We start from the raw sequence: 23,615 nt of genomic DNA, 5'->3' as shown, positions 1-23,615 counted from the left end.
AGCTCCAGCTCCAGCTCCAGCTCCAGCTCCAGCTCCAGCTCCAGCTCCAGCTCCAGCTCCAGCTCCAGCTCCAGCTCCAGCTCCAGCTCCAGCTCCAGCTCCAGCGCTTGTGAAGTCTTCAGACTTGGAACCTCCTCCGTATGATGAATATGACATACCTGCAGATGACGCTGATGAAGAGGAAAACCCGGCAAAAAAGTCTTTAGGCCAACTCACTAAGCCTGCTGAAAATGGCCAGGAAAAGTTGGAGCAAGAGCACGAACTTGCACTTGTGGCGAATAAGCCTGCGTCAGAGTCAGGAAAGAAGGAAGAGTTTAAGTCGGCACCTGAGCTATTTGCTCGGCCAGATGAGCAAATAGCTCCTGCGACGAAAGTAATAGAATTAGAAGCATCAGCGTCAGTTATTAAGGCTTCTGCAGTGTTAGCGGAGGTGTCTTCTGATATTTCGCACAATTTAGCTGATTGTAAATTAGAAGATTGGGTGGTGCTTTTAGGGCACGTTGGTTTAACAGGCATGACTGCGAATATAGCCAGTAACTTATCACTGGAAGCGGTGTCTGATAAACAAATAGTATTTAACTATCGTGCCGAACAAGATGCGGTACTTGATGATGTACAAAAGCTGCGTATTCAGGATGCACTTTGCCATTATTTTAATACCTCAGTTGATGTAGAATTTATCAAAGCAGTACAAACGCGCGAAACGCCAAGTCAGTACTTTGCTCGACTAAAAGCCGAGCGTTTGGTTATCGCTGTTGCGGCGTTTGAAGACGATAATACAGTCCAGGCGCTGGTATCACATTTTAATGGCACGATAGATCGTGAATCCATTTTCCCAATTGACACGTAAGAAGTGAGGTAAAAAAGATGATGAAAGGTGGCATGGGCAATCTTATGAAGCAAGCGCAGAAGATGCAGGAAGATCTGCAGAAAGCGCAAGCAGAAGTGGCTAATTTGGAAGTGAATGGCGAGTCTGGTGCAGGTTTAGTCAAAATAGTAATGAATGGCCGCCATGATGTGAAAGGTGTGTCTATTGACGATAGTTTATTAGAAGAAGATAAAGATATTCTTGAGGATTTAATAGCTGCGGCAATTAATGATGCAGTGCGTAAAGTAGAAACGCAATCACAAGAAAAAATGGCCAGTGTGACCGGAGGTATGGCTATGCCTCCTGGTTTTAACATGCCGTTTTAAGCGATGTCATTTAGTCCTTTAATACAGCAGCTCGTTACTGCGTTGCGTTGTTTGCCAGGCGTTGGGCCTAAAAGCGCTCAACGAATGGCGTTTCACTTGCTTGAGCGAGACCGAAATGCTGCGCTCGAGTTATCAGCAGCGCTTGCGCAGGCGGCCGAAGAAGTATCTGAGTGTCAGCAATGTAGGACGCTTAGCGAGACTGACATTTGTGAGTTGTGTGCATCGTTAAGCCGTGATCGAAGTTCTCTGTGTGTGCTTGAATCTCCAATGGACGTTGTGGCTATCGAACAAACAAATAGCTTTGCAGGAGTCTATTTTGTACTTGGAGGCCATTTGTCTCCGATAGATGGTGTTGGTCCTGACGATATTGGTATTAGTCAGTTACTTGAGCGAATAACTCAAGGTGAGATCAAAGAAGTCATTATCGCGACAAATCCGACGGTGGAAGGGGATGCTACTGCTCACTATATTGCAGAGCAGCTTAAGCGCGCTGAGCTAAAAGTGACACGTATTGCTCACGGAGTGCCTGTGGGTGGTGAACTTGAATATGTTGACGGTGGGACCTTGGCGCATGCATTGGCCGGGCGGCGCCTGCTGTGAGGCTAATGCATGAAGAAGGATAGCTATGACTGGCCAGTATTAGAGGCCTCGGCTCAAAAGCCTATTCATATATCAACCAATGAGTCGCTTGTTGAATGTTGTGCTCGTTGGCAGGCGTTACCGATGATAGCGCTGGATACAGAGTTTCAGCGGATTGATACTTTTTATCCCATTCCGGGTTTGATTCAGATAGCCGATGATCAGCATTGTTACCTTGTTGACCCGTTGAGCATAGATGATTTTTCTCCGTTGGCTGATGTCTTCACAAACCCTGATGTTTTAAAAATTATTCATGCGGGTAGTGAAGATTTAGAACTGTTTTACCATTCTCTGGGTGTGTTGCCGAATCCTATTTTTGATACCCAGCTCGCCGCTGCATTTGTCGGTTGGGGCTTTACAATGGGCTTGCAGCGCTTAGTTGAGCACACATTGGATATTCAAATTGGTAAAGGTGAAACGACATCCGATTGGCTTAAGCGCCCTTTAAGCCCTGAACAAGAAGTATATGCAGCGCTAGATGTTGCTTACTTGCCTGCTATTTGCAAAATGCAAACAGCTGAGCTAGAGCGCCATAGTCGTTACGCTTGGTTTGCTGAGGAGTCAGAAGTAGCGCTTAAAAATGCATTGGATCAGGATCCGGAAGGGCACGAATACTATCGGCGCTTTAGTCAGATGTGGGGGTTGTCCGATGTTAAATTGGCGGCTTTACGTGATGTATCAATGTGGCGTGAGCAGCAATGTAGATTAAGAGATACACCGCGTAACTGGGTGCTTCGTAACCAGACCATTCTCTCTATTATCCAAAAGTGGCCGCGCAATGCATACGAGCTCGGTCGTACCGAAGATATTCGCCATAAAGTTGTGCGTGAGGAGGGTGAGGCGGTTCTCGCAATATTGGCTAATGCGCAAGCGAGTTTAGATGAAACTCCAGTGCTGCCGATTAACCGTCCACTACCCATTATTTGGAATAAGCGCCTTAAAAAGTTAAAGGCTGTAGCACGTGAAATAGCAGAAAAAATGGGTATGGCTCAAGAAGTTTTGTTGCGCAAGAAAGATTTAGAAGCATTGGTGCGCAGTGGTTTAGAAACCTATGAATACCAGTTGCCCAATGAGCTTAATGGCTGGCGGCGTGAAGTGGTTGGTTTGGCGCTGTTGGATCAGCTGAAACAGTTTGATAAAAATGGTTAGTATTAAATGATTATTTGCACTATTTATAAAAGTCCGCTTAAAGATGAAATGTACCTTTATGTCGATAAAAAAGACGAATTGAAGAAGGTTCCTGAAGCATTAATTCAAATGTTTGGGACACCTTCACATCTAATGGATATGCCGATGTTGCCTGGACGTAAGCTGGCAAGAGTCGATGTTGAAAAAATGCTTGAGGGTATAAAGGCCCAGGGGTTTTATCTACAGATGCCGCCTCCTAAAGAAGACTATATGCTGGACCTTTACCCTAATCGGCCTGAAACGGGTGTGCGCTAGTGGCGCAGGAAGTTTTCTGGCGGACTAAGTCTTTGACTGAGATGACGACAACTGAGTGGGAGTCGTTGTGTGATGGCTGTGCACTGTGTTGTCTGCATAAAATTGAAGATGAAGATACTGAAGAGGTTTTTTATACGACTGTTGTCTGTAATCTCTTGGACTTTGATAACTGTCGTTGCACGCAGTATGAAAAACGTAGTCAGTTAGTTCCTAGTTGTGTGAAGTTGCGTCCCGAGGATGTAGAGAGTTTTCATTGGTTGCCGCCTACGTGTGCTTATAGGTTGATACATGAAGGGCAGGAATTGCCTGAGTGGCATCCTCTGATGTCTGGTGAAGAAAATTCGGTCATTAATGCTGGGGCTTCAGTGCTTCATGTTTATGCAGTCAAGGATAATGAAATTAGTGAAGATCAGCTGATCGATTATGTATTGCTAGACGAGTAGGAATGATTGATTGTTGCTGTTGAATTGTATGTGACAATTATTGTAGAACTGAAAATTAGGTAATAAAAAAGGAGCACTGAGTGCTCCTTTTTAATGCTTTCAAAACAACGAATTAGTTGTTTTTGTTAGCCATTTGAGCTTTGATCAAGTCACCGATAGTGGTTGGACCAGCAGTTTCGACTTCCTGAGTACGAACAGCAGCAATAGCGGCTTTCTCATCAGCTTGGTCTTTAGCTTTGATAGATAGTGTGATTGCACGGCTGCGACGATCAATGTTAGTGATCTTCGCTTCAACTTCATCACCTTCTTTTAGTACAGTAGTTGCATCTTCAACACGGTCCGTGCTGATTTCAGAAACTTTCAATGTACCTTCAATGCCTTCTGCTAATTCAATAACAGCGCCTTTAGCGTCTACAGACTTAACAGTACCTTTAACGATAGTGTTTTTGTCGTTAGCTGCAGCGTATTCAGCAAAAGGATCGCTATCTAGCTGTTTAACGCCAAGAGAGATACGCTCTTTTTCTGCGTCGATAGACAGGATAACTGCTTCAACTTCGTCGCCTTTCTTGAACTGACGTAGCGCTGCTTCAGCATCGCCTTCCCAGCTAATGTCAGACATGTGAACTAGACCATCAAGGTCGTTTTCTAGGCCAACGAAGATACCGAAGTCAGTAATAGTTTTGATCTGACCAGATACTTTGTCGTTTGTAGCGTACTGTTCAGCGAAAGCAACCCATGGGTTAACTGTGCACTGCTTGATACCTAGAGAAATACGACGACGCTCTTCATCAACATCAAGAATCATAACTTCAACAGCTTCACCAATCTGAACAACTTTAGATGGGTGGATGTTTTTGTTAGTCCAAGACATTTCTGAAACGTGAACCAGACCTTCAACGCCGTCTTCGATAGAAGCGAAGCAACCGTAGTCAGTTAGGTTAGTGATGCGTGCGTTGCACTTAGTTCCAGCAGGGTAACGGTTTTTAATAGCTTCCCACGGATCTTCAGAAAGCTGTTTCAGACCTAGTGAAATACGACCAGTTTCTTTGTCGAATTTAATGATCTTAACAGAGATCTCGTCACCAGGGTTCAGCATTTCGCTTGGGTGAGAAATACGCTTCCAAGCCATGTCTGTGATATGCAACAGACCGTCAACACCGCCTAGATCAATGAACGCACCGTAGTTGGTTAGGTTCTTAACGAAACCTTTAGCAACTTGGCCTTCTTCTAGAGCTGCCAAGATTTCATCGCGCTGAGCGCTGTTGGCTTCTTGAAGAACTGCACGACGAGAAACAACAACGTTGTTGCGCTTCTGGTCCAGTTTGATCAATTTGAATTCTAGTTCTTTACCTTCTAGGTGGTCGATATCGCGAACAGGGCGAACATCTACCAAAGAACCAGGTAAGAAACCTTGGATGTTGTTGATGCTAACAGTGAATCCACCTTTAACCTTACCGTTGATAACACCGGTAACAGTTTCTTCAGCTTCAAATTTAGCTTCAAGTACTTCCCAAGCTTCAGCGCGTTTAGCTTTTTCGCGAGAAAGTTTTGTTTCACCAAAACCATCTTCTACTGCTTCCAGAGAAACTTTAACGCTATCGCCGATTTTTATTTCCAGCTCGTTAGCGTCGTTTAAGAACTGTACGCGAGGAATAACAGCTTCAGATTTAAGACCAGCGTTAACTGTAACCCAGTCGCTATCGATATCGATTACTTCACCGATAACAAGCGTACCTGGTTTCATGTCTACATTAAGAAGGGATTCTTCAAACAGTTCTGCAAAGCTTTCGCTCATGAAAGTGTCCTATATATTGTGGCCGAGGGGGTAAAAAGTTCGGCACGTAACCTGTAACGCCAGCTTACAGGGTCAGATTATATAATGTGCAACAGTATTGCTGGCAAGCAGTAACACATTAGAGAAATTTGAGCGCACATTGTACATTAACCAGCAGGCAGTAGGTAGATGTATTTGAACTTATGCTTTGTCGCTATCAAGTTTCTTGCGTACAGAGAGTTGGCATGGACCAATAACGGAAGATAAATCTTGAAATAATGCTTCGGGTAAAGATGAAGAGTCTTCGGTTCGAAAAAAGCTCGCTAGTTTTCGCTCTTCTGATCTTGAATTAGCTGCAACTTCAACACCATCGCCGACACAAAATGCATAAGCAGGTAAAAAATCACTGATAACGGCTAGTTTCATATCTTCTGAGAGCATTAAGCGGTTACGTGTAATGTATGCTTTGTATTCTGCCGCACCAGCAGCAGACATTATTTCTATTTGCATTGTGCTGAAGCGTTCAGCATCAGGACTGCGTATTAAAAAAGCTTTTAATTGACGCTCCACTGATCTCAATTCATCTTTTAGCTTCTGTGGTGCAAAGTGTTCATTGAGTTCTTTGTAGTCGGTTAATTCTTGAATTTTGGCTTCAAGTTTTTCAATGTCATTTTGTAATACTTTGTTTTCATCGAGAAGGTCATCTTTATCTCGAATTAGCGCATGAATGACTTTTTGAGTAGGGGTTAATTTATCGAGGTCGAAAGTTGGGGGTAACTGGGTTACTCCTAGCTTTCCTGTTGTTTCAATGCTCCGGGATGTTGCTACCATTTCATAGCCAAATCGTTCCAACTCTTGGCTATTTTCCATGTGTTGGGCATCCATTTTTTTGTAAACCATGAAACCACCTATCCCTAAACCCGTAAGGACTAAGGATAGGGTAGCTGTAAGCACTATTGATTTTTTGCGAGCCATGCTGGGGTCGACCCTGTGTTACTGTGGGTTATAGGTGCTGATAAGCTGTTTCTCAAGATCTACCATGTCCAGTAGAATTCTGCCGCTTTCTTGGAGAATGGCTTCTGATTCTGCTGATATTGGACGCCCTTTTTCATCTTTCTTTAAGAGGTCTTCAAGGTCAGTAAGCTGTGCGATGGGTTGTTGCCCTTTTGCTACGCGTCGTCTGTTTTCTGCATCAACTTGCCACTTTTCGGCTTGGTCACGTTTTGCGAGTAACTTTATCTCATTCAGCGGAAACTCATCATCTTTCTTGGCTTCTGATTGACGGACTATTTGCTCGCGTAAAAAGTTGAAATCAGGCTGATTGTTGGTGCGAAGTGCGTGGCGTTTTTCAAGCTCGTTTTTGAAAGATGAAATGCCTTTGTACATCCCATGACGAGCTTCTTTTACTTGGTCCCAAGGAAGGGCTCCATCCAATGCACTTTCACCTATTTCAGTGGTGTCATATATTTCTGGGAAAGAGATGTCTGGAATGACACCTTTATGCTGGGTGCTTTCACCTGAAATACGATAAAACTTAGCATGAGTGAGCTTAAGCTGCCCATGCACTAGTGACTGCAAGGTTTGTACTGTCCCTTTTCCAAATGTTTGGTTACCAACAATAATACCTCTTTGGTAGTCTTGTATTGCACCAGCAAATATTTCAGATGCAGATGCACTTAAGCGATTAACAACAACTGCTAGTGGGCCGTTATAAGCAATTTTTGGATTGAAATCACCAAGGATATCAACGCGTCCATTAGGGTCTCTGATCTGGACAGTTGGTCCGCGATCAATAAACAAGCCAACTAATTCATTCGCTTCACGTAAGGACCCGCCACCATTATTTCGTAGGTCAATTATTAATCCGTCAACGGCTTCAGATTGGAGTTCCAAAATAAGCTTTTCTACATCGCGTGTAGTGCTTTTGTAATTTGCATCACCACGCTGTAGAGCTGCGAAATCGATATAAAAAGCCGGAATATCAATGACACCAAGCTTATAATCCTTATTGTTGTATTGAATGTCGAGAATACGCTTTTGAGCTGCTTGTTCTTCAAGCGCAACGGTGCTGCGTTTGATCGAAATAGTTTTGCGGCCCGCTTTGTCTTCACTGTCCGAAGGGATTATTTCTAGTTTAACAATTGAGTCTTTGGGGCCTCGGATAAGATCGACGACATCATCTAAGCGCCACCCAACTACATCTTCAACTTCACCATCGTCACCTTGACCTACACCTACAATTAAATCAGCGGGCTTTAATTGACCGGTTTTGTCGGCAGGACCTGCTGGAACAAGGCGTACAATTTTAGTGAATTCGTTTTCATTTTGTAGAACAGCCCCAATGCCCTCAAGCGATAAGCTCATGTTGATTTTGAAGTTTTCAGAGCTTCGAGGTGAAAAATATGAAGTGTGCGGATCAAAATGTTTAGTGAACACATTTGCAAAACGCTGAAAGACATCTTCGCTTTTATTTTGTTTGAGGCGTTTTAGCTGGTTGGAGTACCGTTTTATCAGTGTTTGTTTGGCTTCTTGCTCAGACTTATCAGCGAGCATTAAATTTAAAATGGAGCTTTTAATGCGTTTTCGCCAAAGGTCATTCATCTCTTTTTGAGATGTGAGCCATTGATCATCTTTTCTATCAGTGTCTAACGTTTCATTTAGCGTGAAGTTGAAGGGCGTGCTGTCGTTTAAGCGATCAATGGTCCAACTCAAGCGTTCAACAACTCGTTGCTGTTGCCTGTTGAAAATGGCATATGCGCTATCTAGATCACCTGCAAGGATTGAGTCATCCATTTGGTAACGAAATACTTCAAATTCAGTAATATCTGCTTGGGAAAAATAACTTCGAGAAGGATCAAGTTCTGTTAAATATTTATCCAGCAAGTCGCTGGACAGAGTATCATCTACATTAATTTTATTATAATGGCCGATATTTAGTGAGCTGATAATATCCTTAATAGTTTGCTGATGTACTGCTTCTGGGCGCAGTTGCGTAATGTCGGTAGCGGCAAATGCAACCAAGGGCGTTAGCAAACATACTGCGAGGGAGCTTCGTAAACCTTTCAACATATTATCTAATCTGCTTTTGTTTTAATTAATGTTATGACAGGTAGATTAATTAATTGTTCCACTGATCACCTAAATCTGAGTGTAGCTATCGGTCTGGCTAATGTAAAATTATCACTCTAATCATTTATTTATAAGTTAAGGTAAAAAATGAAATTACTACTTGTTTCGTTAATGCTGGTTTCTGGTTTTGTACTCAGCGGTTGTGGAGAGGACCCAGAAAAAGAGGCTTTTCGCCAACAGCTGATGGAAAAAGCACTGAATGATGATGCGAGCAAAGCAGGTAAGAGCTTTTTACAAGAAAATCTCAAGCAAGATGGTGTGATGGTGTTGCCTTCAGGTGTGCAATACAAAATTTTAAAAAATGGATCAGGAAAGCAACCAACCTTTCTAAGCTCAGTTGTCGTTAATTATGAAGGTACGCTTGTTAGTGGTAGTGTCTTCGATAGTTCTTATAAGAGAGGACAGCCTTCTACATTCCCCCTCAAAAAAGTGATTAGAGGCTGGCAACAAGCTTTGTTGAAAATGAGGCAAGGCGATGTTTGGATGCTGTATATCCCTTCTAAATATGCTTACGGTGCGACCAGCCCTTCAACAGATATACCGGCAAATTCTACGCTCGTTTTTAAAGTAGAGTTACTTGAGATTTTGGAAACAAATGGGACAGGAAATGAATAAAAATCAAAACACACTGAAAAACCTAATGAGTTTTCTGAATAGCTCGCCAACCCCATTTCATGCTGTTCAGCAGATGGTTAGCCGTTTTATGGAGGCCGGTTATCAAATGCTTGATGAGAAAGACTGTTGGCATCTAGAAGCGGGTGGGCGCTATATGGTGACACGAAATGATTCATCGATAGTTGCTTGGAGAATGCCAAAAGCACGTCTATTAGCTGAGTCAGGTTTTAGGATGATTGGTGCTCATACCGACTCACCGTGTTTGCGGATTAAGCCTAACCCTGAGATACATAAACATGGTTACTTTCAATTAGGTGTTGAAGTTTATGGGGGTGTTTTATTGGCTCCCTGGTTTGATAGGGATCTTTCAATAGCGGGCCGCGTCAGCTTTATAGATGACGTTGGTCAATTGAGTGATGCGCTAGTCAATTTTGTGGATCCTGTTGCAGTGATTCCTAGCTTGGCTATTCATTTAGATCGCGAGGCAAATAGCGGGCGTGCGATTAATGCGCAGACTTTTTTACCGCCTGTCATGGGGCAAGCTGATGAAAAGCCTGACTTTAGAGGCCTATTGAAAAGGCAGTTAGAGAACTCAGGCAAGCATGTTTCTCGTGTCTTGGATTATGAGTTGTCTTTATATGATACGCAGCCAGCAGCCTTAGTTGGATTAGAGCAAGAGTTCCTTACCTCAGCGAGATTGGATAATTTGCTGAGTTGCTTTATGGGAATGGAAGCGTTGCTTGAGTCCAAGAGTGAGGAAGGCGTTGTATTGGTATGCAATGATCATGAGGAAGTTGGCAGTATGAGTGCAGCAGGTGCTCAGGGGCCAATGTTAGAGCAGTTGTTTGAACGGCTTCTGCCTGAGCCGGAAAATCGGAATAGAATGCTCGCACGTTCAATGATGATATCTGCTGATAATGCACATGCTATTCATCCTAATTTCTCTGAAAAGCATGATGCTAACCATGGACCAATCATTAACAAAGGGCCGGTAATCAAAATTAATGCTAATCAGCGCTATGCGACGTCAGATGTAACTAGTTCACAGTTTCGTGTGTTAGCTGCTTTGGATAATGTTCCTGTTCAAGAGTTTGTAGTGCGCTCAGACATGGGGTGTGGCAGTACTATTGGGCCCATTACCTCGGCAGAAATTGGTGTGAGAACCCTTGATATTGGCGTACCTCAGTGGGCCATGCATTCTATTAGGGAGCTGGCGGGTACCGAAGACCTTATTAATACTATCCGTGTGTTTAATCGGTTTTATGAATTAGAACAGGTATAAAATACCGCGGTATCTCACCAAACAAAAAGCCGCTTTACAAAAGCGGCTTTTTATTACTGTAAATGTAGGGGGGGAGATTAACCTGTCGCGTGTGCGTGCTGCTCCAGTGGTGGAGTTTCGGGTATGTTTCCATAGTAACCTTCAATCAATACTTCCCATAGATGATCGTAGCAATGCAGATATGCGCTGCATGACGTGCACTTATATAGCTGGCTATTAGGTAGCGTGCTTATCAATGACAAAAATTCATGTGATTTTATGTGCTTATTTTGTATTAAGCTTTGGCAGTCTGGGCAGATGTTATCCATAACAAAAAATTCCTATATCAATCTATCAAGTCCATATTACTAAAAAATTACTGGCATTAGGATAGGAAAAATTCCTATTTATTGACGTTAAAACCACTATTTTTTATATAGTAATTAAAAGTTGTCTTAATTTCCTGCTTTTGATAGGTCATATCAGCTGTATCAAGCTGGACGTTTGTACACCTGCGGGTTAGGATTACGCCTGATTTAAATACGGATATTTTGGGTTTGTTGATGATCTGACGACATATTCTGGGCCTCCGTTTATCTATTAATTTTTTCTTTGGAGTTTCTCATGCAGATTGCTGAAAATTCAGCTGTTACCATTCATTACACACTGACAAATAGCGAAGGTGAAGTGCTGGATTCTTCCCAGGGTCAAGAGCCTTTAGCTTACTTGGGTGGTGCGAGTAATATTATCCCAGGTTTGGAAAATGCGTTGTTAGGCAAGCAGGTTGGTGACAAGTTGGAAGTAACCGTTGAGCCTGAACAGGCATACGGCCCATTGCGTGACGAGCTCGTACAGAAAGTTGACCACGAAAATTTTCAGGGTGTAGAAGATATTCAGCCTGGTATGCAGTTTATGGCGCAGGCCCCATGGGGTGAACAACCAGTGACTGTAATGAATGTAGAAGAAGACGGTATTACTTTAGACGGTAATCACCCTCTAGCAGGACAGACCTTGACCTTTGCTGTAGAGGTGATGGAAGTACGTGCTGCAACTGAGGAAGAGGTTTCTCACGGACATGTACATGGTGAAGGTGGTCATCATCACTAAGCCTTGTTGTGATCGAAGAAAACGCAGCTGAAGCTGCGTTTTTTTTGTCTAATTTTTCAGGCTTTGCCTCCTAGATAGCACTACACTTAGTTTTAATTGAGAATGATAAAGCGCTGTACTTAATATTTATGCATCAGATAGGGGTTAATTATGCGTGACAGAATTGAACAACTGGTTAGTGTCGTATCTTCAGTTGTTTTAGGAAAAGATGAAGTTGTCAGGCTAGCTGTTGCATGTATGTTGGCAAAAGGGCATTTGCTTATTGAAGACCTTCCAGGAATGGGTAAAACCACGTTAGCTCAAACACTTGCTCATGTCTTTGGTTTGGACTATCGCAGAGTGCAGTTCACGAGCGACATGCTGCCGGCTGATATTTTAGGTGGGGCAATATTTGATCAAAAAACAAGCTGTTTTACCTATCACCCAGGCCCTATTTTCACTCAACTTTTATTGGCTGATGAGATAAACCGTTCTACAGCCAAAACTCAAAGTGCATTACTTGAAGCGATGGAGGAAGGGCAAGTGTCATCAGAGGGGGTTACACGAAAGCTTCCCGCGCCATTTTTCGTAATAGCAACACAGAACCCTATTAGCCAATTTGGTACATTTCCTTTGCCAGAGTCACAACTTGACCGTTTTTTAATGCGTATCTCCTTAGGGTATCCTGACCCTCATACCGAAAGAGAGTTGTTAAAGCACGGAGATACTCGACGAGATATTGAGCAGTTACCGGTTTGCATAGACAGTACATTATTGACTCAATTACAGAATGCGTGTGCTCAAGTGTCCGTTTCTGATGCTGTGTTGGGGTATATACAGCGTTTGGCACAATTTAGCCGGGATTCAGACGAGGTTGTTTTAGGTATTTCACCGCGTGGAGCATTGGCGCTTATACAAGCAGCCAAAGCCTGGGCTTATATGTCAGGGCGTGATTTCTTAATGCCAGATGATGTTCAGCAGGTATTTTCGCCCGTGGTAGAGCATCGTTTATTAATGAGAGGTGATAGTGAGTCGGGTTCTGCTCACAATATACTTTCTCAGGTAGATGTGCTGGGTTAAAAATGAGAAAAAATAAGCGCGTCACAGGCAAAATAAAATCTTGGTTGGTTAACCGCTATCCTGCGCAGCGAACCGTTAAACTAACTCAGAATCGTATATTTATTTTGCCTACCTATGCAGGAGCGGCTTATTTAATTGTAGTGCTTTTGATTCTATTATTAGCAGTTAACTATCAAAATAACTTGGCTTATGCCGTGTGTTTTATGCTGTTGTCGTTATTTATCACGGCTATATTGCACACTTATGCAAACTTATCAGGGTTGAATATATCTGCTTTAACGACAGAACCCGCTTTTTCAGGAGAAAGGGCATATTTTCGCTATCAACTGAATTCTGAGCGCGATATGCATCAATTATGCCTGCGATTTTCTCATCATGAGATTCAGACAGTGAATGTCGTTGCTAATGTACCGAAAAATGTTGAGGTCCCCTATCTCTGTTCACAACGGGGTTGGCAGCGTGCAGAGCTGGTTCATATTAACTCTTTATTTCCGCTTGGTTTGTTTCAAGCGTGGAGTTGGCTCCGTTTTGACCAAACTGTATTGGTATATCCGCAACCGATAGTAGGGGGGGCGTTAGCATCTTCTACAGGGAGTGATGGTCATAATAATTTGGTGGGTGTTCATGGTGACGAAGAGTATGAGGCATTGAAACCTTATTACCCAGGTGCGCCTAAAAATAGTATTGCCTGGAAAGCCTATGCTAAAGGATTTGGTTTACAAGTGAAGGAATATCAGGGCAGCTCCAGTGATGAATTGTGGCTTGATTGGGGCGCATGGCCAGAATTAACAATAGAGCAGCGCTTATCGTGTATGAGCTACTGGGCGTTAGAACTGTCGTCAAAACACACTCCATATGGATTGCGGTTACCTGATGTGGAGTTGGAGCCTTCCATAGGAGATAGGCATAACAATCAGGTGTTAAAAAAATTAGCTTTATACGGAATAGAGGCGTAATTATGCCTATTCAACAATCTATTTCGTTATTATCTTCGTCCTCAAAAAAATGGCTAATGATCATGTTATTAGTCGTTATTGCACCTCAAGTGGCTTATGTCCCCCTTTGGTTAACCGTTATTGCGGTGAGTGTTATTGCTTGGGTTGGGGTTGGCCTTGTTCGCCAGCTCCCTGAGCTTTCCATCTGGGGAAGAAGACTGGTCGTGTTAGGTGTTATTGTTGGCGTGCTTCTTTATGCTTCAGCAAGTAAAGGCTTAGCAGGTCTCTCTTCGTTACTAATAGCGGGTTCCATTCTAAAAGTATTGGAGTTACGGACACGACGCGACGGCTGGGTGCTAGTGCTTGTAGCTTGTTTTATTGCGGCGGTTGGATTTTTATTTAATCAATCAATTGCCGCGGCTATTTATGGTGGGGCATCCCTTACCGTTGTTTTTTCAGCACTCATTGTGATGCATCAGTCGAATGAAACAGCGGAATTCTTTTACCCTCTGAAGAAAAGCATGTTGATACTGCTTCAATCTGTTCCTTTGATGCTCATCTTGTTTTTGATTTTTCCAAGAATAGCCCCCTTATGGAGTATGCAGTTTCAAAACTCAGTTGCAAAAACGGGGTTGTCTGATTCTATGCAGCCAGGAAACATCAGTCAGTTGGCTCGGTCTGGAGAGGCTGCATTTCGCGTTAGTTTTTCTACTGATGCCCCTCCAGTAAATTCGCAGCGTTATTGGCGAGTGATGACTTATTCTAAGTTTGATGGCACGCGCTGGTCTATGGAAAAAGAAAGTGTTGGAAATAGGCAGGTAAACACGACTAAAACAAACCTTGTTGATTATCAAGTGATCGCTGAGCCTTCTGCTAACACATGGTTATTTGCTTTGGACTATCCGAGTGGTAATCCTTCCCCAGGAGTTCTCCGGTTGAGAGATGGAACCTTTAGAGCGGCTTCGCCTGTTTTTGAAAGGTTGTTCTATCAGGCTAAAGCTGATTTATCACGTAGTTATGATGGTAGGGCTTTGATTAACAGGTCTCTGTATTTAGATGTACCGAGTAGGGGGAACCCTATGACGAGGAAAATGGTGAATGAATGGACAAGAGCAGGGTTATCAGCAGAGCAGAAAATTTCAGCACTTTGGGAACGTTTTAACAAAGAATTTAGTTATACCTTGTCCCCTCAAAGGCTTTCGGGAGACCGAGTAGACCAGTTTTTATTTTCTACTCAAGAAGGCTTTTGTGAGCACTTTGCAAACGCCACTGCTTATTCCCTTAGGTTGGCAGGTATACCAACTCGCGTAGTAGCCGGGTACTTAGGGGGGGAGTGGAACCCTTATGAAAAGTATATGTTGATACGACAATATGAAGCTCATGCATGGGTGGAGGTGTGGTTAGACGGTAAAGGTTGGGTGAGGTTGGATCCGACTGCGGCGGTTGCGCCGGAAAGAGTGTCATTGCCTTTTGATCAGTTATTTTCTGACGCGCCGGAATTTATGGCAGAAGATTCACTGGCTATTTATCGACTCCAGCAAAACTTTCAATGGCTAAAAAAATGGAACCTTCGTTATGATGCTTTGAACTATAGCTGGCATAAGTGGGTACTAGGTTATCATGAAGTGCAAAGTAATCTTTTACAGGACTGGTTTGGTAAAATCAGTATATTGAAAATGCTTTTACTCCTTTTCATTCCTGTTGGTGCTGTTCTTTCATTTGTCATTTGGAGGCTATTAAAAACGCCTTATCGTGAAGTGAATGAGCTTGACCAAGAAGTAGTTGCCATATCAGCTGCCTTAGCTGGAGTCTCTATAACGTTGGCACGCGGACTAGATGAAACAGTAGCCGGGTATAGTCAGCGCATAACGGTGGTAATTCCCGAGCTTGAATTTCAGTTAAGACAGTGGAGCGATCTTTATCATCAAATGCGGTATACCACACCAGAATTCCAAAATGAGAATGACACGAAAGTGTTTCTCTCGTTAGGGCGAAAATTAAGAGGAAATATTAAACGGCTGAATAAATCAGAGTATTATGAGGCGTTCAGTTGACCTACTGTCCTATTGTTGTCGATGGACAGGAGTTTGTACCGGTTGTTGTGCATAGTCCGCGTCGCAGAACTGCGTCTGTTGAGATTAAACAGGGAAAAGTAACTGTCCGTGTGCCTGCTGGTACGCCAGATCTTTGGATTCAAGGGTTAATAAAGCAGCGTTACTCTTGGATAGTAAGACACCTATCAAAACAGTTAATAAGGCAGGATAGTTATCAAATTAACCCACACGACTCGGGCAATGTTACATTTCGAGGGCATGAATTCCCTGTCATTATGAGAAAGAGCAAAGCGAGGAGTGCTGTTTGTTTTGAGCATGAATGTTTTGAGGTAAATCTCAATGTGCACACTCGCCGGCCACTCGCAAATGTAATAGATGAGCTCTTGCAGCAATGGCTAGTTAATGTTGCTGAAGATTATTTAATCCCGCGTACCTTTGAAATAGCTAAAAAAATAGGCCTTTATCCAGCGACGGTGTGTATAGGAAACTATAAAAGTATGTGGGGGCGTTGTTCAGCAAAGGGAGAAATAATTTTAAATTGGCGTCTAATGATGGCTGACTCTGCAGCGATAGATTACGTCATAATTCATGAGCTATGTCATCTTGAAGAGTTTAATCACTCTCCTTTTTTTTGGCAAAAAGTGAATCTTCATTGCCCGCATTATAAACAGTGGCGTAATTATTTTAAAGAAAGAGGTGTGTGGCTTCGGTGGCGGTGATGCTTTTTCACAGGGCTATATCTGTGGTGCCTGATGGTACTTAAGTAGTGGTAGATGCATTTTTAGTCTTAACTTGTCGAAACACTGAATTCTTACTGAAAAGCTCTGCTACACTTGTTTTAACATTAACTTTTTGTTCATATTTGTTGATGAGGTCGTAACTAATAATAATTAAACGAGATTAAGCACGTGTTATATAAAACGATTGAGCGTATGTTTTTTAATTCTTTAACGAAAAAGGTAATAGGGAATGTGCTTTTTCTTCTTACCCCTTACCTTATATTATTAACAATTGGTTACTCTTATATAAATGAGTTTAGCCAGTTAATTATTGGACTTGGTTTGGATGATAAGACTACGGCGCAGCTGGTTGAAAAGTTAGAAGAGTTTAAAACTTATAGTTTTGCGTCCATGCTTATAGCTGGTGCGGTTATGTTGTTTAGTATTTTCTATATGCGCCATTTATTTTTGCGCCCCATACTTTCCATTACTCATGTATTGAAACAAATTAAAGAAAATGATGGTGATATTTCCGCGACACTTCCGTCAGAGACTTATGATGAAATTGCTGATATGGCGGACAGTTATAATCAATTTTCAGAAAGCTTGAAAAAAATGATTTCTGAGTCAAGGCGAAGAAGTGTCAGTGTTGCGTTGAGTGCTACTCGCTTACAAAAAATATTATCGCAAGCATCCGTTTCAGTAACCCGGCAAGAAGAGCAAGCTCAATTGGTATTTGTATCAAGTCAAGAAGCGACGGGTGCAATTGATGGGGTTGCTAAAAGTACCGGTATGCTTAATGAGCATAACAGCTCTAACATGAACGATGTACGAAACTCCGGAAATGAGTTAATGAAGGTGCTAGATCAAGTCCGGTCAATACGTGAGTTGGTTAGTAGTTTTCAAGATACTGTTCAAAAGTTAAGTGAAAACTCAAATAATATTACTAATATTTTAACAATGGTGCAGGAGTTCTCTGAGCAGACAAACTTGCTTGCACTTAATGCTTCTATTGAAGCGGCAAGAGCAGGCGATGCTGGCCGGGGATTCGCCGTTGTGGCAGATGAGGTTCGCAGTCTTTCAAAAAAAGTAAGTGTTGCCACCCGAGAGATCGATAAAAATATAGATGAAATGGGCGGGCTGGTTGAATATACCCGTAACAGTGCAGATAACATACAAAGCTATGTGCTTAATACCGAAGGCTTTATTGAAAACACGAACTTACAGTTTACACGTTTAATAGAAGATTTTGAGTTAGTCAGTAGTGAGTTGGCAGGAATTAGTACGGCAATTGATCAGCTTTCCAATACGAACAAACAATCTAATGATCATGTCACGGAAATTACCAGCATCGCTCATGAAATAAAGCATGAGATGGATGAGTCTCAAATACATTCAAACGAACTGGAGTTAGCAACAGAAGAAACTCAAGAGCTGCTTTCGCGCTTTAATATTGGATATGGTGGCTTCGAAAGTATGATTACCGCCGGCCGACGATGGGTGAGTTTAACAACTGATGCTATCGCTCTATTATCTGAAAATGGTCAAAATATCTTTGATACTAATTATAAGCGTACTAACGAGGGGCAAAAACCGGAGCAGTTTGATGTGAGCTATGTGACGGCATATGAAGCGGCTCTTCGTCCATTATTCGACAGTTTCATTAGCGAACGGCCTGAGTTTATTTATGCCATTGCTGTTGATAAAAATGGTTATGTGCCCGCTCATCACAGCAAAGTTTCTCATGCGCTGACGGGTGACTTTTCAATAGATAATGCTAAGAGTCGCCACCGCCGTATTTTTGCAGGTAATCGTGCTGAAGTACGTAGAGCAACACATACAGCACCATTCCTATTACAAACTTTTATTCGTGATACAGGAGAAGTGCTAAATGACTTGTCTATCCCTATTTATATCAATGGACAGCACTGGGGGTCATTAATTATGGGCTTCAATCCAGAGACTTTATTGGAGGAGTAGATGAGTAATAGCAATGAAAAGCGTAACGATATGTTACGCTTTTTTTTGTGGTAATTAATGAGTTTTTAGGATCAGTGTTAATGCTCGTTATTTAGTACAAGCTGTTCAATCATTTGTTTCATGACATCATACGAAAGAGGTTTTGCGCACAGCGCTGATACTCCTGCGCTCTGGATAGCCGCTAGCTGGCTCTTGTTTTGCTCGGATGTGACCATCATTATTGGGATGGAAGGTTGCTCTCCATGAGAGCGGATATATTCAACCATCTCCCTGCCGTCGACATGGGGCATATTATAATCTGAGATAATAAGATCAAAGGTTTGCTGGTTGAGTGTTTTTAGAGCTTCTGCTCCATCCGCTGCTTCAATAACCGCGTGAATGCCTAAATTATCCAGAATCTTATGTAAATATTTACGTGATACTTTGCTGTCATCAACAAGCAATATCTGCAGGCTTTCAAATGCTTCTGTTTTGTCTTCATCCGGTGTATCGAGATCGGTTAGATAATGTAATGTGCTTTGTAGGGCTACGCCTAAATCTTGGCGAGAAAAAGGTTTAGGCAAAATAGCAATCGCACCTGCTTGTCTTATCGGCTCTAGGTATCGATAGTGAGTTTCCGATGACACAAGCAAAAAAGTAATTTCGTTAAGGTTAGGGTCTTGTCGCATTTCATTAACGACATCTGTCCCTGTCATGTCGGGAAGGTGCATAGACGATAGTACAATATCGGGAGTTTGTAGGCGGATTGCATTTAAAGCTGAGCGCCCATCACTAAACTCGTCAATGTTGTCTATGCCAAAACTTTTCAAGTGGTTAATAATAATGGTCCTTTGTACTCTAGATGGTTCAATGATGAGTACAAACAATTCCGAAAAATTCATATTGAGTCTCTATATGACAGTAATCGAGTATTCTTAATGGATAAGTTTAGCACCCGTTTTGGAGTTTTGCGTAATGAGGTAGTGATTGATACTCAAATAATTTAGTGGATTTTTTGGTAAGAAATTGCTTGGGTTTGTTGGAGTTGATACTAAAGGTGTACTAAATTTTGGAGTCTTTAAATCGCGCTCAATAGGAATTACATAATTGGATTTATGATTGCTGATAGGTTTGCCTATTGCCATACTGTCGACCAAATAAAGCATGTTATCAGGAGATTAAATGAATCGCAGTGTCGTGTTGTTGTCGTTATGCCAAGCGTTATTAGGCACAGGTAACGTACTGTTAATTTCTGTAAATGGACTGATAGGGCAGTCCTTGTCTCCTTCGGATGCGCTTATCACTTTACCTATTGCGATGCAGTTTGTTGGGTTGATGTTGGCTACCATTCCTGCTTCTTTAATAATGCAGCGTATTGGGCGTCGGAATGGTTTCTATTTAGGGAACTCGGTCGGCATTATTGGAGCGATTGTTTCTGCCGTAGCGTTGATGTATCAAAGTTTCTTCTTTTTTTGTGTTGGTACGACATTGTTAGGTGTCGGGATTGGATTTGGTACTTTATACCGCTTTGCTGCTGTCGAGGCCTGTGAGCCTGAGCATAAAAATAGAGCGATATCGATGGTTATGTTTGGTGGCGTCTTGGCCGCTATTATAGGTCCTGCGTTAGCTGTCGAAAGCCGAGATTGGATTAGCCAAGAGTTTGTCGGTTCTTTTGTTGGTTTGGTTGGACTGTATGTAATCGCGTTGTTGTTGCTAATGGGGGTGTCTATTCCCAGCACTAGTAACTCGGTGGCGAATAAGGAAGGGCAGCGGCCATTATTTGAGATTGCTACGCAACCAGTTTTTATAGTGGCTGTTGTGGTCGGTATGGTGAGTTATACAGTTATGAACTTATTAATGACAGCAACTCCTTTGGCAATGGCTCGCTGTGGTTTTTCGTTTCCACAAACCGCTTGGGTCATCGAATGGCATGTATTAGGCATGTTCTTGCCTTCTTTCTTTACTGGAAGATTAATTCAGCGCTTTGGAACCACTCCTATGATGCTCTTGGGAGGGGTAATAATGTTGGCGTGTATTTTTATTAACCTTAATGGAAAAACAGAATGGCATTTTTGGAGTGCTTTATTCTTGTTGGGCTTGGGATGGAACTTTATGTTTATAAGTGCGACTAGCCTTGTAACAGGGGCCTACGTTGAACAGGAACGCGCTAAAACTCAAGCTACAAACGAATTTTTAGTATTTGGTATGGTTACTATATCAGCATTAAGTGCCGGCTGGCTGGAGGTTAGCATGGGGTGGGAGACTATGAATGCTCTCATGATACCTGTAGTAGTTTGGGCTATGCTGGTTGTTGTTTTCTTTTCAAAAAGAATCAAACAAACTGCATCTTAGGTTTTAAAAAGGGTGCGGGCCTTTCTTTAAACGTACTATTTCATGCTTTAGTTTTATTAGCTCATGGCGGTTTATTTCATTATGTATAGGTTGGATTTTGGTGTGCCACTGCCAGAATCCAATAATCATTGATAAAAGACTCCAGCCAATCAGCACGCCCAATGTAATTGAATAAAACTGCTTATTTGATGCATCTAAGTCGGATTGGCGTTCAATAACTTGAAGAGTAACTTTCTGTTCGAGTGTTGGTGCTCTGATCCCTTCAAGAACAGACGCTTTAATATAACGATCAAAAACCCGGGTGTTGTATTCCTCGGTTAATTGAAAGAAAAGAACTATGAGAGTTATTGTGGAGAGTAGTCCCGTGAGGGCGTAGAATTTATAGATGTTATCAGTAGATATAGTTGTTTTTGGCTGCACGATACTACCTGACTGCAGTTAAATATACCTTCATCTTAATGAAAAAAACCTACACCATCCATAGATATAGAGTCTTTCTATAAAAAAAGTTTTAAATTTTCTGGAAAAAACAAAAAAATAGACTACTGGTTTTGAGAGGGTGTGTGAAACTATTATGGTTACAGGCCAAGCTCTTTGATTTTTTTAGAAAGTAACTTACGTATTTCAACCTCTCCTTCAGCTGCGTTTGCTTTGATCAATAGTTTTAATAAGTCTTCTCTCTTGAGTTGGCGTATAAGCCATTTTATTTTGGGGATTTTATGCGCGCTTAGACTGAGTCGATCAAATCCCATAGCAATGAGTAAGAGTACAGAAGCAGGGTCAGCAGCCATTTCACCGCACAAAGAAACGGGTAAATTTAATTCTGAACACTTGCTTTTGATCATCTGGAGTGCAACAAGAACCGCAGGATGAAGGTGATCAAATAAGCCCGAAACTTTTGGGTTATTACGGTCTACTGCAAGTAGGTACTGGGTTAAATCATTTGAGCCTATGGAGACGAAGTCAACATAAGGTGCGACTTTATCCAAAAGCAACATAGCCGAGGGTACTTCTATCATAATGCCTAATTTAGGCTTGCTAACTTGTTTCCCTTCTTTATTGAGTTCAAGTAAGGATTGTTGAATAAGGTCCTTTATTGCTTTTATCTCGTCGATTCTGCTGACCATAGGAACGAGAATTTGAAGGTTGTCACGGCCATGTGCTGCGCGGAGCATAGCGCGAATTTGCGTTACTTGTAGAGCGGTATTATCTAGCGTAAAACGGATACCTCTCCAGCCTAAGTAGGGGTTTTCTTCTTTGAATGAAAAATATGGAAGCTGCTTATCTCCACCAATATCTAAAGTACGCATCGATACAGGGCGAGGGCTATAGGCATCTATTACTTCTTTGTAGACAAGATATTGCTCTTCTTCTGTAGGAAAGCTGTCGTGTACCATAAATGGGATTTCAGAACGGTACAGTCCAACACCCTCAGCTCCATTTTGCAGACCAGGCGAGACATCGGCTAGTAAGCCGGTATTTGTGTGCAGTGTGACATGAAATCCATCGAGGGTGACGGCGGGTAAATCTTTATACTTTGCTAATTTTTTGTTGAACTGCTGCTCGTGTTTAGCAAGTAGGCGATACTCTCTAACCATCTCTTTGGGCGGCGATATAACAACTTCACCGCGGTTGCCATCAACTACGCTAAGTTGGCCTCGGTAGCGTTTGAGGTTAAGCTCAGAAACACCCATGACCGCAGGAAGACCTAGTGCATTTGCCACAATAGAGGTGTGAGATAGTGCTGAACCTGACGTGCTGATAATGCCCTGGATCTGAGAAGAGTTATACTCAGACAAATCTGTGATGCTGATTAAGTCTCCGGCAATAATGATCGGAGTTCGGCTATCCGGTGAGGTTGTTCTTTCGCGCTTAGCCATTTGTGTCATAAGCTTGATGGCTATGTTTTTGACATCTTCCCCTCTCACTTTCATGTAAGGATCATCTGCCATTTCAAATACAGTGGCTAATTCAAATGCAGTTTCCCTGACAGACCACATGGCACTGTTGCCCGACTGGATTCTTTCTAAAATGCCGTCTTTTAGTTCTGGGCTTTCAAGCATCATCCGGTAGACAGAAAAAAGAGAAACAATATCTTCTGGTAAATCCTTTTTTATTTTATTGGCACCATGCTCTAAATCGTCAATAACCTTTTGTAAGGCTGTTTCAAATATATCCTGCTCAGCTTCTAGGTTAGAAGCGGCTTTATCGGGTTCGACCTTTAAGTCTATATGCGTATTGATATGGACCAGCTCACCAATCCCTACGCCTGATGAGCTAACAATGCCGTTAAAGCGTTTATAGAGTTTTCCTGGCCGTCGCTTTGGTATCCACTCACCTGATTTTTGGATGTTGTAAAGTGTTGCTGCTAACTGAGATGCAATTGTTATAAGGAATGCTTCAGCTTCTTGGGAGAAGGGCTTGTTTGTTTTTCCTTGTACAACAATAACACCGATTAATTGGCGCAGATGGATGAGAGGTACACCCATAAACTGTTTGTAAGGTGCTTCTTGGGCTTCTGGAAAAAGTAAAAACTTGTCGTGTGAGGGTGCATCTGCAAGGTTGAAGGAGTGTTTAGTTGAGGCAATAACGCCCACTAAACCTTCATCTAATCCTAATTTTATTTTGCCTACAGAGCTCTTTGATAAGCCTTGTGTTGCCGCTAAGATAAGTTTAGAGCGCGCAGGTGATTTGAGGTATAGGCTACACACTGGCACGTCCATCAATTGGCTGAGGCGCGCTACAATTGTTTGCATTGCAGTCATTGCATTTTCGGCGTCAGATATCTCTTGAACAAGTGTTGTTAAGGTTGCCAATGAGTGCTGCATGCATACGTCCTGTATGGATTCTGACAGGGAGAAGAACTTATAATCGCACATAAAACATTTATTTATCAATGGCTGCTGGAATTGAGTTCCAGTAAGATGCTGTA

21 protein-coding genes are annotated in these 23,615 nt (G+C 42.3%); 15 read left to right on the top strand and 6 right to left on the bottom strand.

Annotated features, from left to right (window positions below; genetic code table 11):
* The 6 genes from QZZ55_RS14155 to QZZ55_RS14130 form a co-directional block, all read left to right on the top strand.
* A partial coding sequence (locus QZZ55_RS14155) for a DNA polymerase III subunit gamma/tau C-terminal domain-containing protein (protein WP_293267988.1) occupies positions 1-850 on the top strand: 850 nt, incomplete at its 5' end.
* Positions 851-867: 17 nt separating this feature from the next.
* Positions 868-1,194, top strand: coding sequence for a YbaB/EbfC family nucleoid-associated protein (locus QZZ55_RS14150; protein WP_293267987.1), 327 nt, complete (start codon positions 868-870; stop codon positions 1,192-1,194).
* A 3-nt stretch (positions 1,195-1,197) separates the two neighbouring features.
* Positions 1,198-1,794 (top strand): recombination mediator RecR, encoded by a 597-nt coding sequence (gene recR, locus QZZ55_RS14145; protein WP_293267986.1) that lies wholly within the window; start codon positions 1,198-1,200, stop codon positions 1,792-1,794.
* Positions 1,795-1,803: 9 nt separating this feature from the next.
* The gene (rnd, locus tag QZZ55_RS14140; RefSeq protein ID WP_293267985.1) at positions 1,804-2,982 is read left to right on the top strand and encodes a ribonuclease D; all 1,179 of its coding nucleotides are present in this window, start codon (positions 1,804-1,806) and stop codon (positions 2,980-2,982) included.
* Between the two features lie 6 nt (positions 2,983-2,988).
* Entirely contained in the window at positions 2,989-3,276 is a 288-nt protein-coding gene (locus tag QZZ55_RS14135; RefSeq protein ID WP_293267984.1) for a YcgL domain-containing protein, read from the top strand.
* Entirely contained in the window at positions 3,276-3,719 is a 444-nt protein-coding gene (locus QZZ55_RS14130; RefSeq protein WP_293267983.1) for a YcgN family cysteine cluster protein, read from the top strand. Before QZZ55_RS14135 ends, QZZ55_RS14130 begins: the two co-directional genes overlap by 1 nt.
* A gap of 112 nt (positions 3,720-3,831) precedes the next feature.
* Here the strand turns inward: QZZ55_RS14130 and rpsA are convergent, their stop codons facing one another.
* The 3 genes from rpsA to QZZ55_RS14115 all read right to left on the bottom strand — a co-directional run bounded on the left by rpsA (position 3,832) and on the right by QZZ55_RS14115 (position 8,562).
* On the bottom strand, positions 3,832-5,514 hold the full coding sequence (gene rpsA, locus QZZ55_RS14125; protein WP_293267982.1) for a 30S ribosomal protein S1: 1,683 nt from the start codon (positions 5,512-5,514) through the stop codon (positions 3,832-3,834).
* Positions 5,515-5,694: 180 nt separating this feature from the next.
* Entirely contained in the window at positions 5,695-6,468 is a 774-nt protein-coding gene (locus tag QZZ55_RS14120) for a hypothetical protein (RefSeq protein WP_293267981.1), read from the bottom strand.
* Positions 6,469-6,486: 18 nt separating this feature from the next.
* Complete coding sequence (locus QZZ55_RS14115) at positions 6,487-8,562, bottom strand: carboxy terminal-processing peptidase (RefSeq protein WP_293267980.1); 2,076 nt, start codon at positions 8,560-8,562, stop codon at positions 6,487-6,489.
* Between the two features lie 147 nt (positions 8,563-8,709).
* Here QZZ55_RS14115 and QZZ55_RS14110 point away from each other — a divergent pair, with 147 nt between their 5' ends.
* From QZZ55_RS14110 to QZZ55_RS14075, 8 genes are all read left to right on the top strand, one after another.
* Entirely contained in the window at positions 8,710-9,237 is a 528-nt protein-coding gene (locus QZZ55_RS14110) for an FKBP-type peptidyl-prolyl cis-trans isomerase (RefSeq protein ID WP_293267979.1), read from the top strand.
* The gene (locus QZZ55_RS14105; RefSeq protein WP_293267978.1) at positions 9,230-10,519 is read left to right on the top strand and encodes a M18 family aminopeptidase; all 1,290 of its coding nucleotides are present in this window, start codon (positions 9,230-9,232) and stop codon (positions 10,517-10,519) included. The genes QZZ55_RS14110 and QZZ55_RS14105 overlap by 8 nt, the downstream gene beginning before the upstream one ends.
* 603 nt (positions 10,520-11,122) lie before the next feature.
* Positions 11,123-11,605: a peptidylprolyl isomerase gene (locus tag QZZ55_RS14100; RefSeq protein ID WP_293267977.1), complete on the top strand. Its 483-nt coding sequence runs from the start codon at positions 11,123-11,125 to the stop codon at positions 11,603-11,605.
* A gap of 150 nt (positions 11,606-11,755) precedes the next feature.
* A complete protein-coding gene (locus QZZ55_RS14095; RefSeq protein ID WP_293267976.1) occupies positions 11,756-12,664 on the top strand; it encodes a MoxR family ATPase in 909 nt (302 codons plus the stop codon).
* A gap of 2 nt (positions 12,665-12,666) precedes the next feature.
* Complete coding sequence (locus QZZ55_RS14090) at positions 12,667-13,620, top strand: DUF58 domain-containing protein (protein WP_293267975.1); 954 nt, start codon at positions 12,667-12,669, stop codon at positions 13,618-13,620.
* A gap of 2 nt (positions 13,621-13,622) precedes the next feature.
* Positions 13,623-15,653 carry a transglutaminaseTgpA domain-containing protein gene (locus QZZ55_RS14085; RefSeq protein ID WP_293267974.1) on the top strand — a complete coding sequence of 677 codons (2,031 nt, stop codon included), beginning with the start codon at positions 13,623-13,625 and terminating at the stop codon, positions 15,651-15,653.
* Complete coding sequence (locus QZZ55_RS14080; RefSeq protein ID WP_293267973.1) at positions 15,650-16,372, top strand: SprT family zinc-dependent metalloprotease; 723 nt, start codon at positions 15,650-15,652, stop codon at positions 16,370-16,372. Before QZZ55_RS14085 ends, QZZ55_RS14080 begins: the two co-directional genes overlap by 4 nt.
* A 252-nt stretch (positions 16,373-16,624) precedes the next feature.
* Complete coding sequence (locus tag QZZ55_RS14075; RefSeq protein WP_293267972.1) at positions 16,625-18,352, top strand: methyl-accepting chemotaxis protein; 1,728 nt, start codon at positions 16,625-16,627, stop codon at positions 18,350-18,352.
* A 77-nt stretch (positions 18,353-18,429) separates the two neighbouring features.
* Here the strand turns inward: QZZ55_RS14075 and QZZ55_RS14070 are convergent, their stop codons facing one another.
* Entirely contained in the window at positions 18,430-19,233 is an 804-nt protein-coding gene (locus QZZ55_RS14070) for a response regulator (RefSeq protein ID WP_293267971.1), read from the bottom strand.
* Positions 19,234-19,513: 280 nt separating this feature from the next.
* On the opposite strand from QZZ55_RS14070, the gene QZZ55_RS14065 reads away from it, so the two are divergent.
* Positions 19,514-20,683, top strand: a complete 1,170-nt coding sequence (locus QZZ55_RS14065) for an MFS transporter (RefSeq protein ID WP_293267970.1) — start codon at positions 19,514-19,516, stop codon at positions 20,681-20,683.
* Positions 20,684-20,686: 3 nt separating this feature from the next.
* On the opposite strand, the gene QZZ55_RS14060 is transcribed toward QZZ55_RS14065, so the two are convergent.
* Both QZZ55_RS14060 and ptsP read right to left on the bottom strand, forming a co-directional pair.
* Positions 20,687-21,103 carry a hypothetical protein gene (locus tag QZZ55_RS14060; protein WP_293267969.1) on the bottom strand — a complete coding sequence of 139 codons (417 nt, stop codon included), beginning with the start codon at positions 21,101-21,103 and terminating at the stop codon, positions 20,687-20,689.
* 158 nt (positions 21,104-21,261) lie between these two features.
* Positions 21,262-23,511 (bottom strand): phosphoenolpyruvate--protein phosphotransferase, encoded by a 2,250-nt coding sequence (gene ptsP, locus QZZ55_RS14055; protein ID WP_293267968.1) that lies wholly within the window; start codon positions 23,509-23,511, stop codon positions 21,262-21,264.
* Positions 23,512-23,615 lie beyond the last annotated feature (104 nt).

It is taken from the genome of Neptunomonas sp., assembly GCF_016744175.1.
Lineage (GTDB): Bacteria > Pseudomonadota > Gammaproteobacteria > Pseudomonadales > Balneatricaceae > Neptunomonas.
Note: the sequence above shows the minus strand (reverse complement) of the source record. Positions and strands in the feature narration are given on the sequence as shown.

What these genes read in the sequence shown, in the direction of transcription:
- QZZ55_RS14150 (WP_293267987.1), top strand. Translation starts at nt 868, where the DNA reads ATGATGAAAGGTGGCATGGGCAATCTTATGAAGCAAGCGCAGAAGATG.
- recR (WP_293267986.1), top strand. Translation starts at nt 1,198, where the DNA reads ATGTCATTTAGTCCTTTAATACAGCAGCTCGTTACTGCGTTGCGTTGT.
- rnd (WP_293267985.1), top strand. Translation starts at nt 1,804, where the DNA reads ATGAAGAAGGATAGCTATGACTGGCCAGTATTAGAGGCCTCGGCTCAA.
- QZZ55_RS14135 (WP_293267984.1), top strand. Translation starts at nt 2,989, where the DNA reads ATGATTATTTGCACTATTTATAAAAGTCCGCTTAAAGATGAAATGTAC.
- rpsA (WP_293267982.1), bottom strand. Translation starts at nt 5,514, where the DNA reads ATGAGCGAAAGCTTTGCAGAACTGTTTGAAGAATCCCTTCTTAATGTA.
- QZZ55_RS14120 (WP_293267981.1), bottom strand. Translation starts at nt 6,468, where the DNA reads ATGGCTCGCAAAAAATCAATAGTGCTTACAGCTACCCTATCCTTAGTC.
- QZZ55_RS14115 (WP_293267980.1), bottom strand. Translation starts at nt 8,562, where the DNA reads ATGTTGAAAGGTTTACGAAGCTCCCTCGCAGTATGTTTGCTAACGCCC.
- QZZ55_RS14110 (WP_293267979.1), top strand. Translation starts at nt 8,710, where the DNA reads ATGAAATTACTACTTGTTTCGTTAATGCTGGTTTCTGGTTTTGTACTC.
- QZZ55_RS14105 (WP_293267978.1), top strand. Translation starts at nt 9,230, where the DNA reads ATGAATAAAAATCAAAACACACTGAAAAACCTAATGAGTTTTCTGAAT.
- QZZ55_RS14100 (WP_293267977.1), top strand. Translation starts at nt 11,123, where the DNA reads ATGCAGATTGCTGAAAATTCAGCTGTTACCATTCATTACACACTGACA.
- QZZ55_RS14095 (WP_293267976.1), top strand. Translation starts at nt 11,756, where the DNA reads ATGCGTGACAGAATTGAACAACTGGTTAGTGTCGTATCTTCAGTTGTT.
- QZZ55_RS14090 (WP_293267975.1), top strand. Translation starts at nt 12,667, where the DNA reads ATGAGAAAAAATAAGCGCGTCACAGGCAAAATAAAATCTTGGTTGGTT.
- QZZ55_RS14085 (WP_293267974.1), top strand. Translation starts at nt 13,623, where the DNA reads ATGCCTATTCAACAATCTATTTCGTTATTATCTTCGTCCTCAAAAAAA.
- QZZ55_RS14070 (WP_293267971.1), bottom strand. Translation starts at nt 19,233, where the DNA reads ATGAATTTTTCGGAATTGTTTGTACTCATCATTGAACCATCTAGAGTA.
- QZZ55_RS14065 (WP_293267970.1), top strand. Translation starts at nt 19,514, where the DNA reads ATGAATCGCAGTGTCGTGTTGTTGTCGTTATGCCAAGCGTTATTAGGC.
- ptsP (WP_293267968.1), bottom strand. Translation starts at nt 23,511, where the DNA reads ATGCAGCACTCATTGGCAACCTTAACAACACTTGTTCAAGAGATATCT.